This window comes from Cellulophaga baltica, from assembly GCF_900102165.1.
In the GTDB taxonomy this organism is placed as follows: domain Bacteria; phylum Bacteroidota; class Bacteroidia; order Flavobacteriales; family Flavobacteriaceae; genus Cellulophaga; species Cellulophaga baltica.
The window spans coordinates 105,220-123,899 of sequence record NZ_FNBD01000004.1 but is presented as its reverse complement, the minus strand read 5'-3'; the positions used below and the strand labels follow the sequence as shown (position 1 = coordinate 123,899).

Below are 18,680 nucleotides of genomic sequence, written 5' to 3'. Positions count from 1 at the left end.
TACGTAATTTACATTTCTATACAGTATTTTACTATATTTGCACTGTAAATAATACAATTGTAACTTAAAAAAGAGTGTCATATAGCGAAATACAATGTTTATACGTTATGTATCCGTATTTCAGCATATTAAATTGTATTATATCAAGTGTTTATTCAAAAAATAGATTCATAAACCCGTGAAAATAGCATTTGTTTACCTTTGTAACATTTGTAACATCACATAAATTTTGTTTACAATGGTAAACTCGGAGGAATTCATAAAAAGACTAGAAAAAATACTGGAATACTATAGCTTATCCGCTGCGGTTTTTGCTGACAAAGTTTCCGTACAACGCTCTAGTATATCTCACTTGCTTTCGGGCCGAAACAAGCCTAGTCTGGAATTTGTTATGAAAGTTGTAAATGCTTATCCTGAAGTAAACCTTTACTGGCTATTAAACGGAAAAGGCACATTTCCTCATAAACCCGAAAAGCAACTTCCACCACCTTCAGCCCCCCAAATCACACCTCCTCCAGCTCCCATTCCTGAGGTCAAAAAGACCACTCCTGAAAAAACTCAAGCCCCAGTTACACCACCACAACTCCCTTTAGAATTCAAAGAAAAGCTAGTTGAAAAAAAACGAGATGGAAAAAAAGTGATTGAAAAAGTTATTTTATTTTATGACGATGGAAGTTTTGAAGCCTATCAGCTTTAACACACGTTTTAAGTCATAGCTACCCTAGTACATCCCAACAAAATTTCTTTAATTTGCACCTATGGGAACACGAATTTTATTAGGCCTAGTCTTATGTATCGTTTTAAGCGCTTGCTACCAGCCAGAACGCGATTGCAAATCATTTAAAACAGGCGACTTCACTTTTGAATACACTGTAAACGGAGAGAAAAAGGTCAGCTCATTTACAAGAACTGATGCCTACAGCATTGAACGGTATGACAACAAAGTAGACACCGCCACTGTTAGATGGTTGAATGATTGTGAGTTTATTTTAAACCCAAGTGATCAAAAAACTCCCATTCATTACAAAATACTTTCTACCACTAAAAACTCCTATTTATTCGAATATGGTATTGTGGGCAAAAGCCAGAAATCTAAAGGGACTGCGGTAAGGAACTAATTATTATATTTTCACGTATTAGTTCTCCAACACTAAAAGTAAAGCCTTCAATTAATTAATCACTTGCACATGAAGCGTGTAGCTAATTTTTTCACTTTTTAATTACGATTCAAAAGCTACATGAAGTTAATGTAATCAAATGCTCAGTCGCATTTAACTCAGTAAGGCTTTCACTAAAACCGTGAACAAATATGTATACGTTATCGATTATTAAAAGATAGGTTTTGGTAATCACTTTTACCATCCACACTTTTATTGCCGCCATTTCAATTAAGGATGCAATACCATTAAACTATGAGCCCTACCTTCAATACGTAATAAAAGAAGCTTAGAGGTGCTTTTTAGCTCAAATAAGGCTGGATTTGACTTTCATTAACCAATATACTACCTATGCTCTGAAAAACTCATAAAACCCTATGATTTTCGTTTAGAGAACGAAGAATCTAACATAACCTCAGTCCACCAAGAGCCCGTACCGTTATTTTTTTATTGACAATGGTAAGATACGGAAGGTGATTTGTGTTATATAACTTTTATTAATAGTGATTTATGAAAAATCAAAACTCATAAAGACAGAGGCATTCAAATTTTTAGCTACAACACTAAAAATGACATTTGGACTTCTAGTCCTAAAATTGAATTATAAGAAAGGGACCTAAAGACGCCAAGACTTTCAGACGGAATTTTCATATCCTCCAAAGCTATCCAAGCATCTTTCATAACAAACTCCACCAATAGAAGTCTTAAAATCATATTGGTAGCATATTTAATTAAGCTATTTAAAAAAATCATTCATCATTGAATAAAAAAAAACTTACACGATACCGTGTAAGTTTTTTATATTTTATACTTAAAACTACTTAATTAGGCCGACTGTAAGCAACCTCTGGATTTTTACGCTCATGGTCCTTAAACAAGCGCTGTTGCTGTTTAACTGTTAATGTACTTCCATCGTGACTCCAACCTGGAGGGCCAAATATATACATAAGCTTATGCGATAATTTTGGAGATTTCTTCATATCTGTCCAAATATCCTTAAACTCATGTGTAAGAATAACAATTGGATTGTTAGAACTAGGTGCATGAATAACACCGTATTTAACGTCAATACTATCATCTAAAGGCAACCATGTACCAAACATTCTATCAAAAATATTTAAAAACCCACCGTGGTTTTTATCTAAATACTCCACATTCTGTGCATGATGCACTTGATGCATTGTATGCGTATTCATAAATTTTTCAAAAATACCAAGTTTCGGAAGCAAAACTGTATGAAGCTGAAATTGCCATAACGCTTCTATCCCTAAACAAAAAACTACCATTTCTGGCCTAAAACCAATTGCTGGCATCCACATATAAAATAATGGCTTATATAAAAGTGTAAACCAACCATTACGAACCGCAGTACCCAAGTTAAAGTTATCTGAAGAATGGTGAACAATATGAGCTGCCCACAGTATTCTTATCTCATGATTAGCTCTATGAAACCAATAATACGTAAAATCATCTGCTAATTGACAAAGCAACCATACATACCAAACATACTTGAACGACTCATATCCAAGAATATTTATGTTTTTACCATTTACCTCTGGATTAAACAACTCAAACACATAGGTAAAAATTACAATCGCCGAAACAACTTTTAGAAGTGCCGCCAGAATAGCGGAACCAACACCCATAAAACCACTTGCAAAAAGGTCTTTCCAATCATATAAATCATGAAGCTCATCATGGTTTTTGCTATACGTAAGTTCTAATAAAATAAAGATAATAAAGCACGGCGCACCGTACACTAAAGGATTCGTTAATTCCATTTAAAAATTTTAATTTTTCAAAAATACCACTATTCCTAGTGAATGCACACTTTGTTTAACATTTTAATTTACCGAATTACTTTTTCTTTAGCAGCTCATTTTGTTCCTGCATAAGCTTTTCCAGATTCGATAAAAGTTCTATTTCCCGAGGTGTTTCTACGTTTTTATTTTTAGGATCCTGGGCTTTAGTTTTAAATCTATTAAACCCCTTTACCACAACAAAAATGGTAAATGCAACAATTACAAAGTCAATTAACACTTCTACCAACTCCCCATAACCAATTGCTACTTCTGCACTTACCTCAGTAGCCTGCCTTAAAACATACTTCTTCTCATGAAGGTTAACCCCTTCTGTTAACAATGAAAGCGGTGGCATTAAAATCTTTTTCACCAGCACATTAACCACGTTATTAAAAGCGGCTCCTATGATAACCCCAACAGCAATATCTATTAAATTACCTTTAATAGCAAAACTTTTAAACTCTTGAAAAAACTTCTTCAAAATAATCGGTTTTAAAATAAGGTTGCTTGAGAATTGGAATCACCCTCTTTATCCGTATCATCATTAGATTTTGACACCTGTGCATCAGAATCCGTTTGTCCTTCTTCAGAATTTCCATCAATCAGTTTAGATTCCTTTTCTTCAGGAGCCTCAGGACTACTATACTCTAAAGGCTCTAACGCATCTACATTCTTTATCTTTTCTGCAGTTACCTGATTACCTAAAGCTTTTATTCCCTTAACCGCTATAAAATCTTCTACATCAATAGTTTGATTCGGTTTTTGTTCCTTGCCTCTAGGTTTTGAAAACTCAATTTCAAATACCGGACGCCAATCTGTAGAAACAATTTCTAAAACAGATTTTGGATGTTCAGAAATAAACAATTCGTCCTTATTTTCATTTTCGACCAAGAAACGCTTGATGTAATACCGGTCTTTTTCACCTTCATAATAAATAGAAGATAAAGGCTTATTGGGAATCCACTTCTCTAAAACAATCATGTCCTCATCAAAGTGCGTCGTCATTTCCGGCAAAAAGGTTTTCACATATCCTTTTTGAGTTACTACAAGAAGTCTATCTTCTCCCCTAAACTCTCCTAAAAGTTCACCCCTGCCATCAACATTTAAACGTCTTACCACATCATCAAACCAAATTTTACGTGGTTTCAATGTAGAAACACCTTTCTCTTTCAACTCAATACGCTTTACAGGGTATTTTGTAACAATATTTCCTTTTGATGCCCTACCTTTTATTAGTACATCAGCAAAATCTATATCCCACTTTAATTTCTTAATACTACCCGCTTGGCGTAATAATACCGAAATCACCTCTGCTTCTCCATTAGGATTTTCAGAAAAGTACAACACATCAGAGTTGGCACTGCCATTTGTTAAGTCATACATTTTATCACGCGTAACACCCGTCACATAAAATCTTTTAATATAACTAGGACCACCTTTACCATCCTTATACACCATATTGTAAATGGTGCGCTTATCTTTTTTCTTAAATATAGCAGCATGAATGATATTTTTACCTACAAAGGTCTTAGAATCAACCTTTGTGATCATCATCTCTCCTGCTTTAGTCATAACAATGATATCGTCAATATCACTACACTCCGCCACATACTCATCACGCTTCAAAGAAGTTCCTATAAAACCTTCTTCTCGATTAACGTACAGCTTCGTATTTCTAATCACCACCTTAGTAGCTTCTATATCGTCAAAAATTCTAATTTCCGACTTACGTTCTCTATCCTTACCGTATTTTGTTTTTAAGTTTTTGAAATAATCAATAGCAAATTCAATAATATGCTCCAAATTATTTTTTACTTCAGCAATTCTTTCTTCTAAACTATCTATAAGCTGCTGCGCTTTATCAATATCAAATTTAGAAATACGTTTTATTCTAATTTCCGTTAAACGCGCAATATCTTCTTCGGTAACAGCACGTTTTAAATGCTTTATATGTGGTTTTAAACCATCATCAATAGCCTTAATAACACCTTCCCAAGTTTCCTGCTCCTCTATATCGCGGTAAATTCGGTTTTCTATAAAAATTCGCTCTAAAGAAGCAAAGTGCCACTGCTCCTCAAGTTCTCTTAGTTGCACCTCTAGCTCTGCTCTTAGCAATTCTACCGTATAATCCGTAGAACGCTGCAACATTTCTGTAACCCCAATAAACAAAGGCTTATTATCTTCAATAATACACCCTAAAGGAGATATTGAAGATTCACATGCTGTAAAAGCATATAAGGCATCTATGGTTTTATCTGGTGACAAGCCAGAAGGTAAATGAATTAGAATTTCTACATCTGCAGCAGTATTATCTTCAATTTTACGAATCTTTATTTTGCCCTTTTCATTAGCTTTTAAGATAGAATCTATTAAAGAAGAGGTATTAGTACCATAAGGTATCTCATTAATAACCAGCGTACTTTTGTCTAATTGAGAAATTTTTGCTCTAACCCGTATCTTACCACCTCTTATACCATCATTATAATTACTAACATCTATAATTCCCGATGTTGGAAAGTCTGGGTAAATAGTAAATTTCTGACCTTTTAAATGTTTAATAGACGAATCTATCAATTCTATAAAGTTATGCGGCAATACTTTGGTAGACAAGCCAACAGCAATACCCTCTGCACCTTGCGCTAATAGCAAGGGAAACTTAACGGGTAAATTAGTAGGCTCTTTTTTACGACCGTCATAGGAAGATTGCCATTCAGTAATCTTAGGGCTAAAAACAACTTCCAAGGCAAATTTTGATAATCGTGCTTCAATATAACGAGATGCCGCCGCACTATCTCCTGTTAAAATATTACCCCAGTTACCTTGAGTATCTATCAACAAATCTTTTTGTCCAATTTGCACCATAGCATCTGCAATACTAGCATCACCATGTGGGTGATACTGCATCGTGTGCCCTACCACATTTGCTACTTTATTATAACGGCCGTCATCTAATTCTTTTAAGGCATGCATAATACGCCTTTGAACTGGCTTAAAACCATCTTCAATTGCTGGCACTGCACGCTCTAAAATTACATAAGAAGCATAATCTAAGAACCAATCTTTATACATTCCTGTAACTTTAGTTAGGGAATCTTGACTGTTCTCTTGATGATCTTGAGGCTCTAAATGTTCTTCGTTAAGCTCTTCATTCTCTTCCATGCAGAAAGAATCGTATTATTTTGGTTTATAATTAGTTATCCTCAATAAGGTCTAACTCTACTTTAAGATTTTCTATAATAAATTTTTGGCGGTCTGGTGTATTTTTACCCATATAAAACTCCAGTAGGGACTCTATAGACATGGTCTTATCTAACATTACAGGTTCTAAACGAATATCCTCACCAATAAAGTGTTTGAATTCATCTGGAGAAATTTCACCCAATCCCTTAAATCGGGTAATTTCTGGTTTGCCAGACAATGCTTCCATTGCTGCTTTTTTCTCCTCTGGACTGTAGCAATAAAATGTTTGCTTCTTATTTCTAACTCTAAATAATGGGGTTTGTAAAATATAAAGGTGATTCTCTTTTATCAATTCAGGGAAGAACTGCAGGAAGAATGTAATTAACAGCAAACGAATGTGCATACCATCAACATCGGCATCTGTTGCTATTACAATTTTGTTGTATCTCAAATCCTCCATCGAATCTTCAATATTTAATGCCGCTTGCAATAAATTGAACTCTTCATTCTCATACACAATTTTTTTACTCATGCCGTATGAGTTCAAAGGCTTACCTCTAAGACTAAATACTGCTTGTGTATTTACGTCTCTGGATTTTGTTATTGATCCTGATGCAGAATCTCCCTCCGTGATAAATAATGTACTTTCTAAATAACGCGTATTTTTAATATCACCTAAGTGTACACGACAATCACGCAACTTTTTATTGTGCAAATTAGACTTCTTAGCTCTATCTCTAGCTAATTTTCGAATCCCCGAAAGATCTTTACGCTCTTTCTCTGCCTGCATAATTTTACGCTGTAGCTTTTCTGCCGTATCAGGATTCTTATGTAAATAGTTATCTAATTTGGTTCCTATAAAATCATTTATATAGGTTCTTACGGTAGGAAATTCACCCCCCATATCAGTAGAACCCAACTTAGTTTTAGTCTGACTTTCAAAGACAGGCTCCATTACTTTAATAGCAATCGCCGAAACAATAGACTTTCGGATATCTGAAGCATCATAACTTTTGCCATAAAAGTCACGAATAGTCTTCGCAATTGCTTCTCTAAATGCCGATTGATGGGTACCCCCCTGCGTTGTATGCTGCCCGTTTACAAAGGAATGATACTCTTCACTATATTGTGTTTTACTATGTGTAATAGCCACTTCTATGTCATCACCTTTTAAATGGATAATAGGATACAACATGTCTTCCATATTGTTATTATCCTCCAAAAGGTCCTTCAATCCATTTTCGGAGTGAAACTTTTCACCATTAAAAACTATCGTTAATCCAGGATTTAGATACACATAGTTTTTAAGCATACGTTCTATATACTCATTCCTGTACTTATATTTTTTGAAAATAATTTCATCAGGAATAAAAGATACTTTGGTTCCTTTTCTTTTTGAAGTGTCATTTGGACCTTCTTCTTGAACTAAATTTCCTTGATGAAATTCTGCCGTCTTTAATTGACTATCCCTTGAGGACTCTACTTTAAAAAAGGTAGAAAGCGCATTTACTGCTTTAGTACCTACCCCATTTAATCCTACCGATTTTTTAAATGCTCGAGAATCATACTTACCACCGGTATTCATTTTAGACACAACATCTACAACTTTACCCAATGGAATACCACGACCGTAATCCCGGACAGATACTAAATTATCTTTTATAGTAATATCAATGGTTCTACCAGAGCCCATTACAAATTCATCAATACAATTATCTACAACTTCTTTAAGTAAAATATAAATACCATCATCTGCAGAAGAACCATCTCCTAGCTTTCCAATATACATACCAGGACGCATACGAATATGTTCTTTCCAATCGAGTGAACGGATATTATCTTCTGTGTATTGTGTATTTTCTGACATGTTTGGGATTTCTTCGAAAGTGTTGCTAATATAACAAGTGTAATTGAAAGATGAAACATCCTGAAACGAAAGTAATCAACAATAGCAAAATACTTTTTGCTGATAATGCTAAAATTTCATGATCATTCAACTATTTTTTAAAGGTTTTACCTCATAGTTTTCTAAAGTAGACAATTTTGGACTACTTTATTTTTTTACGTTTTTGGATTGCTACCAAAGTTACACCAAAAAGAACGATACACATCCCTATTGCCTGCAAGAATGTAACTCGTTCATCTAAAAAAGCAAATGCCAGCAAAATTGTAGCTACCGGTCCCAAACTACCGAACATAGAAAACGTTGACGCCCCTAGCCTATCAATTGCGGCCGAAACTAAAAACGAAGGTATCAAGGTGCAAAAAATAGCCATTGAAAGCCCTAAATAATACACTTCTTTAGGATACTCAAAAAGAGTATAATTTCCTGCTATCAAAAAATGGAACACCACAATTGTAGTTGAAACAATCATGGCATAAGAGGTAAACTGAAGCGCTCCAAATTTTGGAATTAACCACCCGCTACCCACAAGGTAAGATGCATAGGTAATAGCACTTAATAAAATCAAAAAACCTCCTAAAATTGAACCTTCTCCTTTTAAGCCTATCTCATCCCAAAACGCAACAACAACACCTGAATAGGTGATTAAAAGTGCTAAAAATTGATTTCTACTGAGCTTCTTTTTAAAAACTAACCAAGAAATTAGTACGACAATAGTAGGGTACACAAAAAGTATAATGCGCTCTAGACCTGCTTTAATATATTGGAGCCCCATAAAATCAAACAAACTAGCTAAATAATACCCAATAAAACCAAAAAAGAACAACCAGAACCAATCACGTTTCTTGATTATTTCTGGTTGTGCTGGTTTTTTCCAAAGTGCTATTACCAAATAAAATGGAAAGGAAAATACCATTCTTAGGAGCAGAAGTGTTAGATAGTCTACTTTATATTGATAGGCAAGTTTTACAATTACCGCTTTAGCAGAAAAAAGGACTACACCTAAAATGGCAAATATAATTCCTAAACTTGTTGCCGATGAATTCTTAAACATCTAAACAAATTTAAAAGAGATGATACTATTTTAAACCTGCTTAAGCTACCAAAATACGACACCCAAAAATGAGTTCTTACACATTAAATCTAAAGTGCATTACATCCCCATCTTTAACAATATATTCTTTACCCTCAACACGCATCTTTCCTGCCTCCTTTACTTTGGCTTCACTACCATGAGCCACATAATCATCATAAGCGATAACTTCTGCACGGATAAATCCTTTCTCAAAATCAGTATGAATAACTCCCGCAGCCTGAGGCGCAGTAGCCCCTACAGGAATAGTCCAAGCCCGAACTTCTTTAACACCAGCTGTAAAATAAGTCTCTAAATTCAAGAGTTTATACGCTCCACGTATTAATTTACCTGACCCAGGTTCTGACAACCCCAAATCTTCTAAAAACATTTGACGTTCTTCATAGGTTTCTAATTCTGTAATGTCTGCTTCTGTACCTACCGCTAAGAAAATAACTTCTGCATTTTCATGCGCTACCGCCGATTTTACTTTATCAACGTAAGCATTACCTTCTACGGCACTTTCCTCATCTACATTACAAACATACATTACTGGCTTATCTGTAATAAACTGTAAAGGATGCACAAACTCTTTATGATCTTCTTTAGAAATTGTGATTGCTCTAACCGAAGTACCTTCCTCAAGTCCTTTTTTTATAGCCAACAAGACAGCTTCTTCTTTCTGAGCGTCCTTATTACCTGTTTTAGCTGCTCTTTTTACTTTTTCAAGTTTTTTATCTACAGTTTCCAAATCCTTTAACTGCAACTCCATATCAATAGTTTCCTTATCCCTAATAGGGTCTACAGATCCATCAACATGTACTATATTATCATTATCAAAACAACGCAACACATGCAAAATAGCATCTGTTTCGCGGATATTGCCTAAGAACTGATTTCCTAAACCTTCTCCTTTACTTGCTCCTTTTACTAATCCCGCAATATCTACAATATCAACTGTAGCAGGCAATACGCGTTCTGGATTTACTAACTCTTCTAATTTTTGTAACCTAGGATCAGGAACATTCACCACACCTATATTGGGTTCTATAGTACAAAATGGAAAATTTGCACTTTGTGCCTTTGCATTCGACAAACAATTAAATAGCGTGGATTTTCCCACGTTTGGCAATCCTACGATTCCTGCTTTCATCAATTCTCTATTTTAAGAAGATGCAAATATAATCTTTACCTTATAAATATCTGCAACACGAATCAAACTAAAGAAAATTAAATGAAAACAACAGAAAACTGAACATTCTTTAATGTAAAGTATTAAAAATCAATAATTATTCAATTATTTTATTAATTTAACCTTTAATTAACTTTATTGTCATACATTTAAAATCTATCAAATAAAGTTTATGTCTTTAAATAATGAAGAAATTATATGGTCCTTATTTTTACAAGGGGATACTAATGCCTTTTCTTTACTATTTAAAAAATACTACTCACCTTTATATAATTACGGCATAAAACTGTGTAGCAACACCTGTGTAACAGAAGATTGCCTTCAAGGCTTTTTCGTCTACCTGTATGAAAACAGAAATACCATTGGGGAAGTCAAAAACATCAAAGCCTACCTATTTATCTCTTTTAGAAGAACACTATTCAGCGCACTTAAAAAAGAACGTAATTTTACGGACTTGAATTCGGATACTCAAAATTCATCTAATTTTGAATTTTCACCCGAAGAGCTAAAAATTCATCAAGAAATTTCTTTTGCACAAACAAGTTCTATAACTTTAATCTTAAACACACTTGCTCCTAGAGAAAGAGAAGTTATTTATTTAAAGTATTATGGAGCTTTATCTATGTCTGAAATTGCCAGTACTATGGATATTTCTTATCAAAGTGTTTTAAATACACTTCAAAAAGCTTTTTCAAAAATCAGAAAAACCATTGAAAACAATATGCTTTCAGCTATTTTGAAAAAATAATTCATTTTTTTTCAATTTAATAGGGTATAAAATTCACCCTCCTCTCTCTTTATACATATAACGGCATAATTGGTTATACAAATTAAAGCATGGAAGAAAGCAAACAACATCTATTAGAGAATCTTTTGGAAGACACTTCATTTAAAAATTGGGTGTACAAAAGAAATAGGAATGATGTGACATTTTGGAATAAATGGATTGATGTTAATTCTGATTACGCAGAAACTGTATTCACTGCTCGAGATATTATTTTAGGAATCAATTTTAAGGATAATACTCTTGAACCAGAATTTATTGAAAATAAACTTAACGACGTATTATCTAAAATAAACACAAACAATACCATAACAGATATTCCTAGAAAAAAATCAACCGCCTCTAAATACATTTTAGCAGCTGTTGGCTTTTTTATAGCAACCCTACTTATCGTATTTTATAATTTTCAAGAAAACAAAACTTATGTAGTTCAAAAAACTGGTTTTGGAGAAACCATCAATTTAACACTATCTGATGGTACCACTGTTGTTTTAAATGGCAATTCAGAATTACAATATGAAATTGAAAATCCTAGGAATGTTATGCTACAAGGTGAAGCTTATTTCAAGGTAAAATCTAAACCCTCTACTAAAGCTAAATTTTGGGTAACCACTAATGATCTTAAGGTAGAAGTTTTCGGGACACATTTTAATGTGAATACGAGAGACGAAAAAACAAAAGTATTACTAGATGAGGGATCTATTCAATTAGAATTAAAAAATGGGTCACGAAAAAAAATGAAACCTGGTGAGATTGCCACATATTCCAATAAAAGTGATCTTTTCTCGCATGAAATCATAAATTCTAAGCTTGACTATTCTTTCTGGAGAGAAGAAACGTTTGTTTTTAATAACATCTCATTACTTGAGGTGATGCATTACTTAGAAAATTCTTATGGCGTAACTACAGAATTTAAAGATGAAAAGTCAAAGAAAATAATGCTTACAGGCGGTATACCCAACGGAAATTTGAACATCTGCATTAAAGCTATAGAGAAATCTGCAGGAATCAAAATAGACCATATAGACGACAACTTACTAATTATCACTAATTAAATTCACTAATTAAATTCACTAATATGAACGGGAGAACTCCAATTAAAACACTGCTTCTATTCATTTTTCTAGTAGCGCACATAAAATATGTTACTGCAAATGAACCTATTACATTAGAAAGTGAAAATGCAAAAGTAGCCTTAGTCACTTTTCTAGATGAAGTAAGCAAAAAACACACAGTTTATTTTACGTATAATCCTGATGCACTTTCTGGATCTTCACTAAATCCGGAAGAGTACAATTATAATCGTTTAGATAAAATTTTAAATAAGCTTGAAGAGAAGACTAGTTTTGATTTTGAATATCTTGGTAATAAGTATTATGCTGTTTACGGAAAAAAGGTAAGACGAAGTATTCTTGAAAAAGTACAAGTTGGTACTTCAAAAGACATCCACACTTCATTAAGTTTTTTAGAGATTCAAAATTCCGTTTCAGGAAAAATTATAGATCAAGACGGTATTCCTTTAGCTGGTGCTAATATTGTTGAAAAAGGAACCACAAATGGAACCACAACAGATTTTGACGGGAATTATACGCTTACCGTTAGTGATAATGCTACGCTAGTTTTTAGCTATATTGGATACAATACCACAGAACAGAAAATAGCCGGAAGAAACACTATAAATGTAAGTTTAAACGAAGGAGAGCAATTAGATGAGATTATTATGGTAGGTAATCGTTCTAAACCTAGAACAGCAATTGAATCTGCCGTACCTATAGATAACATTGGAGTTTCTGAACTTAGAAGTACAGGACAGCCTACCGTAGATAAGATGCTTACCTATAAAGTACCCTCTTTTAACTCCACAAACCAAACTGTTTCCGATGCCACTGCACACTTTGACCCTGCTGATTTGCGAGGATTAGGCCCTAGTAGAACTTTGGTATTGGTAAATGGAAAACGAAAAAACCAAAGTGCTTTAGTCTATATAAATGATACTCCTGGAAAAGGGGAAGTTGGTGTCGATTTAAAAAGTATACCTTCCGCAGCAATAGAACGTGTAGAAGTTTTACGGGACGGAGCCTCTGCACAATATGGTTCTGATGCCATAGCTGGTATAATAAATATGGTTTTAAAGAAAAACGTAGAGTACACTACTGTAAACGTTAACACAGGAATAACCACAGAAGGAGATGGCTTTAATATTGGTGCAGATCTGAATTCCTCTATAAACTTAGGTGACAATGGCGGATATCTAAATTTTACGTTGGGATACTATCAACAAGAATCGACCAATAGAGCAGGAACACCTGGAGAAGATTCTTTGTTTGGAGTTGCGGCAAATGATCCTACATGGGGAGATTGGCTCGTGGAAAATCCTGATTTAGGAATGACTATTGGTCAGCCAGAAATGAAAAATGCCGATGTATTTTTCAACGCTGGCGTTCCCTTCGGAAATGACACCGGTGAGTTCTATACTTTTGGAGGACTTACTTATAGAACAGGTAAAAGCTTTGCTCTATATAGAGCTCCATATTGGGTGGGCGACCCATTTAATCTACTTCATGATGAAAACGAAATTTATGATGGTTTTCAACCGTCATTTGAAACTGATATAAGAGACAATAATGTAACAGTCGGGGTGAAAACCAAGTTTTTAGGCTTTAATGTAGATTTAAGCGGAACCTATGGTAGAAATGCTGTAGATTATACCGTAAGCAATAGTTTAAACCCTGCTTTAGGAGCTAATAGCCCTACTTCATTTGATGTCGGCGCCTATACCTTTAGTAACACCTTAAGCAATTTAGATTTCTCTAGAGGTTTTGGTGATTTGAATATGGCTTTTGGTGCGGAGGTTAGAAAAGAACGCTTTACTGCTAAGGCAGGAGAGTCTGCATCATACATTTCAGGAGGAGCACAATCATTCCCTGGCCTACAGCCCTCCAATGCCGTTATTGCTAATAGAAATAATTTTGGCATCTATGGAGATTTAGAATGGGATATCACGGAAGCCTTTTTGATAGGAGGAGCTATCAGGTTTGAAGATTTTAGCGATTTTGGCAGTAATAGCTCTTGGAAAGTAAGCTCTAGGTATTTATTAGGAGATAGCAAAGGCGCTATTAGGGCATCTTACAGTACAGGATTTAGAGCTCCTTCTCTACACCAAATATACTTAAGCAATGTACAAACATTGGTTTCTGGAAATACCATATCTAACCAAGGTACATTTAATAATGTGGATCCCGTAATACGTGATGGTTTAGGAGTACCACAATTAACTGCAGAGACCTCTAAAAATATTTCAGCAGGTCTTACTTATAAAATAGCAAATGATTTCACTGTAGCATTAGATTATTATAATGTAAAAATGGATGACAGAGTCCTTTTTACAGGAGAAATAGGATTTGATGGGGATAACACAAGTACCAACCCTGTAGAGCAAATATTAATAAATAACTCTATTACTAGTCTTAAATTTTTCGTTAATGCCGTAAATACGACTACCAACGGAGTAGATTTAGTAGCTTCCTACAAAAATATCTCTTTGGGCGAAGGTTATTTAAATACAACTCTTTCTGCTAATTTTAATGAAACTAAAATTGACGGAGAGATTAACACTCCTACCCTTTTAGCACAAAATAATTATGACGTATTCAATAGAAAAGAAGAGTCTAGAATTATTTCCGCTAGACCTAAGTCTAAGGTCCTATTAGGATTAGATTACACCATAAAAGAACTTACCGTTGTATTTAACAATACTTATTTCGGCGAAGTAACATGGCAACATGCCATCGATATTGATAAAGACCAAACTTTCTCTGGTAAAATTATTACGGATCTAATCCTTAATTATAATTTGTCTAGCAAGATAAGTGCCAACATAGGAGTAAACAACTTACTCAATGTTTACCCTGATGAAATTATTACAAAAGGAGATGTCGTTACTGACTTGGGTGGACGTTTTAAATATCCTTGGGAGGTCAATCAATTTGGTTTCAATGGCACCACAATAAGAGCTGGCTTAAATTTCAAATTCTAACAAAGTAAGAATTTTATGATTTAATAATACATAAAATTCCTATACATAATTACAATTTAATATCTTTCTCACACGAGATATACCTTAATTACTAATTAATCTTTAAAATCACTATTTATGAAATTGACTAATTTATTATTACTAACACTAATTTTTAGTGTTACAAGCCTTTTCTCGCAAAGCGAAGTAAAAGGAACCGTGAAAGACGGTGATGGTATTCCACTAGCGGGAGCCAATATTGTTGTTAAAGGGTCTACGAATGGAACTACTACAGACTTTGATGGGAACTACACCATCGAAGCACCTAGTGACGGAACCTTAGTATTTAGTTACATTGGTTTTGAAACCAAAGAGAAGAAAATTGGAGGTCAAACCACCATCAATGTAACTTTATCTGAAGGTAATCAATTAGATGAATTTGTTGTTGTAGGATCAAGAACAGCTCCAAGAAGTAATGTAGATAGTGCATTACCTGTTGATGTTATCGGTGCTAAAGATTTAACATCTACCGGCCAAGCTTCATTTGATAAAGCGTTACAGTACAAAATACCATCTTTTAATACGGTACAAACTCCTGTAAATGATGCAACTTCTTTATTAGATCCCTATGAAATTAGAAATATGGGACCTTCTAGAACATTAATATTAATTAATGGAAAGCGTAAAAATTTAAGTGCCTTATTATACACGCAAACCTCTCCAGGCCGTGGTGAAACAGGAGCTGATATCTCTGCAATTCCTCAAGATGCGATTAAGAGAGTTGAAATTTTACGTGATGGTGCATCTGCTCAATATGGTTCTGATGCAATTGCTGGTGTTATGAACATCATTCTTAAAGATAGTCCTACTGAAGGTTCTGCAACAATTAGAACAGGAATTACTACTGAAGGAGATGGCGAAATGTTTGGTGTTTCGGTAAATAACGGTTCTACTATTAATGAGGATAAAGGTTTTATCAACTACACTATAGATTTATCTAAACTTAATCAGTCTAACAGACCAGGAACCGTAAGTGCTTTAGGTGAAGCTGATGGCGATCTAGGTTTTGGAGCTGATTTAGGTTTTGTTCAAGAATTTTTAGATCGTAAACCAGATGCAGGAAATATTAATGGTTCTCCTGAAACTGCTGCAGCTAAGTTTGAAATGAATATGGGCTATGATTTAAGCGAAAACACTAAATTATATGCAAATGCAGCATATGTCTATAAAAAAGTAAATAGTTTTGCGAATTACAGAACACCTTATTGGAGAACTCTTGATGAAAATACTGGGTTTCCTTATCTAGCAGATTTCTTTCCTGGAGATAATCCAACTACAGAAAATGGTTATGATGGCTATGTACCTACTTTTGAAGGTTTATTAAGTGATTATAATGGAACTATTGGCTTTAAAACAACTAAGAACGATTGGAATATTGATGCAAGCTTTACCACTGGTGGTAATTCTCAAACTTATACGGTAAGTGATACACACAATAGAAACGTTGTGTATTCTCCATCTACATGGGTTGATGCAAACGGTAATGGTACAGTAGATGACGGGGAAATCACAGAAGGATCTCAACTATACAGAGAAAACAGTCAACAATCTTTTGATCCAGGAGGTACAAAATTTTCACATAATGTAGGAAATATTGATATTTCTAGATTATTATCCGATAAAGTAAGTATTGGTATTGGAGCCGAATTTAGAGCTGAAACTTTTGAAGTAATTGAGGGAGAATTAGCTTCTTATGATGGTGGTGGTGCAGATTCATTTGCAGGAAATAGTCCTGAGAATTCAGGAAAATTCAACCGTTACAATTTTGGGGGTTATTTATCTTTAGATTATGACGTAACTGATGCATTTTTATTAAGTGGTACCATTAGAACAGAAAATTATTCTGATTTTGGAAATACATTTGTCTATAAGTTTAGTTCTCGTTTAAAATTAACGGATCAACTTACCGCTAGAGCTTCCATCTCTTCTGGATTTAGAGCACCTACCCTACACCAAATTTATACACAAAAAGCACAATATAGTTTTGTACCTGGACAAGGGATTCAAGTGGGGGGGCTAATTAATAATGTCTCTACACAAGCGAAGCTTTTAGGTATTCCTCAACTAGATGCTGAAACTTCTAACAATTTTACTGTTGGTTTTGGTGGAAAACTTGCTAATAATTTTAGTTTCACTGTTGATTATTATAATATTGCCGTAAAAGACCGTATTGTTTTAGGTTCAGAAATAGGAGGAACAGCTTTTGATAACGACGGAAATAATATTGGTACGACCGCTTTAGATGATATCTTAAGAGATAATAATTTATCTGATGTAAGTTTCTTTTCTAATGCTATAGACACAAAAACTTCTGGTTTAGATGTGGTACTTAGCAAAAAGAACATTGAAATTGGTAATGGTAATTTAGATTTAAATTTATCTGGAAATTACACCATTCAGAACGAAAGAGATGGAGCTGTTAAAGATATCGCCTTAGTTGCAGAATCAGGTCAATCTGTTGTTAATGCAACCCAAGAAGCCTTATTCTTTACCTCTAGACCAGAAACTAAGTGGATTCTTGGTGCAAACTATGAAATCAACAAATTTGGTTTTTCTTTTAACAACACTTATTTTGGTAAAACTACCTTTAAGCAACAAGGTTTAGATGAAAATTTAAGAACTGAATTTACACCAAAAATTGTAAGTGATTTAGGTATTAATTTTAATGCAACAGAGAAGTTAACTATTGCATTTAACATCAACAACTTATTTAATATATTACCAGAATGGTCTTTCAAAGCTGAAAATGCTGCAGGTCAGGCAATCATAGACGACACAACTATAACGTCTAGTGGTCAGACTGCAATTAAAAATCAATCTGATTTAATTACATTCAATCAACGATACTCACAAATGACTTATGATGGTTACCATTTTAGTCAATTAGGAACTATGCTAAACTTATCCATTAACTATAGGTTTTAATTAGTAATTAGTCAACCTGAAAAGCTACCTTAACCGGTAGCTTTTTTTATTAGAACTATGTTATTAATAATACTTGCATAAAAAAAGCCCGAACTACATACTGTAGTTCGGGCTTTTTTTATCTTAAACGTATACTACCCCTCTGGGTGCATAAATTTTTGCTTTTCTAATAAAACTTCTTCTGTCTCCACATGATCATCATCTGGTACACAACAATCTACAGGACAAACCGCAGCACACTGTGGTTCTTCATGAAAGCCCATACATTCTGTACATTTATCAGGAGATATATAATACACTTCATCACTTATTGGCTCTTGAACATCGTCCGCGTCAACTTCTTTACCGTTAGGTAAAACCACCTGACCTTTTAAAGAGGTTCCGTCACTATAACGCCATTCGTCAGCGCCTTCATATATTGCTGTATTTGGGCATTCTGGTTCGCATGCTCCGCAATTTATACACTCATCAGTTATTATAATTGCCATATTTTCTTTTTCTTTTCTGAATTAATTCCAGTATTTATATTGAATTTATTTCAGTATCAATACTTTTGCACAAAGGTAAAACCTAATACAATCCTATACAAA

At 34.1% G+C, this 18,680-nt stretch carries 13 protein-coding genes; 6 read left to right on the top strand and 7 right to left on the bottom strand.

Going from position 1 to position 18,680, the window contains the following annotated elements; genetic code table 11:
* The first annotated feature begins 238 nt into the window (after nt 1-238).
* Nucleotides 239-697 carry a helix-turn-helix domain-containing protein gene (locus BLQ19_RS08325; protein WP_024481257.1) on the top strand — a complete coding sequence of 153 codons (459 nt, stop codon included), beginning with the start codon at nt 239-241 and terminating at the stop codon, nt 695-697.
* 61 nt (nt 698-758) lie between these two features.
* On the top strand, nt 759-1,118 hold the full coding sequence (locus tag BLQ19_RS08320; protein WP_024481258.1) for a hypothetical protein: 360 nt from the start codon (nt 759-761) through the stop codon (nt 1,116-1,118).
* 860 nt (nt 1,119-1,978) lie between these two features.
* On the opposite strand, the gene BLQ19_RS08310 is transcribed toward BLQ19_RS08320, so the two are convergent.
* The 6 genes from BLQ19_RS08310 to ychF form a co-directional block, all read right to left on the bottom strand.
* Complete coding sequence (locus tag BLQ19_RS08310; protein WP_074538024.1) at nt 1,979-2,938, bottom strand: sterol desaturase family protein; 960 nt, start codon at nt 2,936-2,938, stop codon at nt 1,979-1,981.
* Nucleotides 2,939-3,014: 76 nt separating this feature from the next.
* Nucleotides 3,015-3,440, bottom strand: coding sequence for a large conductance mechanosensitive channel protein MscL (gene mscL / locus BLQ19_RS08305; protein WP_024481261.1), 426 nt, complete (start codon nt 3,438-3,440; stop codon nt 3,015-3,017).
* Nucleotides 3,441-3,451: 11 nt separating this feature from the next.
* Nucleotides 3,452-6,118 carry a DNA gyrase/topoisomerase IV subunit A gene (locus BLQ19_RS08300; protein WP_074538023.1) on the bottom strand — a complete coding sequence of 889 codons (2,667 nt, stop codon included), beginning with the start codon at nt 6,116-6,118 and terminating at the stop codon, nt 3,452-3,454.
* Between the two features lie 31 nt (nt 6,119-6,149).
* The gene (locus BLQ19_RS08295; RefSeq protein WP_024481263.1) at nt 6,150-8,006 is read right to left on the bottom strand and encodes a DNA topoisomerase IV subunit B; all 1,857 of its coding nucleotides are present in this window, start codon (nt 8,004-8,006) and stop codon (nt 6,150-6,152) included.
* A 181-nt stretch (nt 8,007-8,187) separates the two neighbouring features.
* Complete coding sequence (locus BLQ19_RS08290; protein ID WP_074538022.1) at nt 8,188-9,096, bottom strand: DMT family transporter; 909 nt, start codon at nt 9,094-9,096, stop codon at nt 8,188-8,190.
* Between the two features lie 76 nt (nt 9,097-9,172).
* Nucleotides 9,173-10,267: a redox-regulated ATPase YchF gene (gene ychF / locus BLQ19_RS08285; RefSeq protein ID WP_024481265.1), complete on the bottom strand. Its 1,095-nt coding sequence runs from the start codon at nt 10,265-10,267 to the stop codon at nt 9,173-9,175.
* Nucleotides 10,268-10,478: 211 nt separating this feature from the next.
* On the opposite strand from ychF, the gene BLQ19_RS08280 reads away from it, so the two are divergent.
* The 4 genes from BLQ19_RS08280 to BLQ19_RS08265 all read left to right on the top strand — a co-directional run bounded on the left by BLQ19_RS08280 (nt 10,479) and on the right by BLQ19_RS08265 (nt 18,090).
* Complete coding sequence (locus BLQ19_RS08280) at nt 10,479-11,054, top strand: RNA polymerase sigma factor (RefSeq protein ID WP_029449651.1); 576 nt, start codon at nt 10,479-10,481, stop codon at nt 11,052-11,054.
* Nucleotides 11,055-11,143: 89 nt separating this feature from the next.
* Nucleotides 11,144-12,145, top strand: coding sequence for a FecR family protein (locus BLQ19_RS08275; RefSeq protein WP_074538021.1), 1,002 nt, complete (start codon nt 11,144-11,146; stop codon nt 12,143-12,145).
* 23 nt (nt 12,146-12,168) lie between these two features.
* The gene (locus tag BLQ19_RS08270) at nt 12,169-15,126 is read left to right on the top strand and encodes a TonB-dependent receptor (protein WP_074538020.1); all 2,958 of its coding nucleotides are present in this window, start codon (nt 12,169-12,171) and stop codon (nt 15,124-15,126) included.
* Nucleotides 15,127-15,243: 117 nt separating this feature from the next.
* Nucleotides 15,244-18,090, top strand: a complete 2,847-nt coding sequence (locus BLQ19_RS08265) for a TonB-dependent receptor (protein ID WP_074538019.1) — start codon at nt 15,244-15,246, stop codon at nt 18,088-18,090.
* Nucleotides 18,091-18,224: 134 nt separating this feature from the next.
* Here BLQ19_RS08265 and BLQ19_RS08260 read toward each other — a convergent pair whose 3' ends face one another.
* Complete coding sequence (locus BLQ19_RS08260; protein ID WP_024481270.1) at nt 18,225-18,578, bottom strand: 4Fe-4S dicluster domain-containing protein; 354 nt, start codon at nt 18,576-18,578, stop codon at nt 18,225-18,227.
* Nucleotides 18,579-18,680 lie beyond the last annotated feature (102 nt).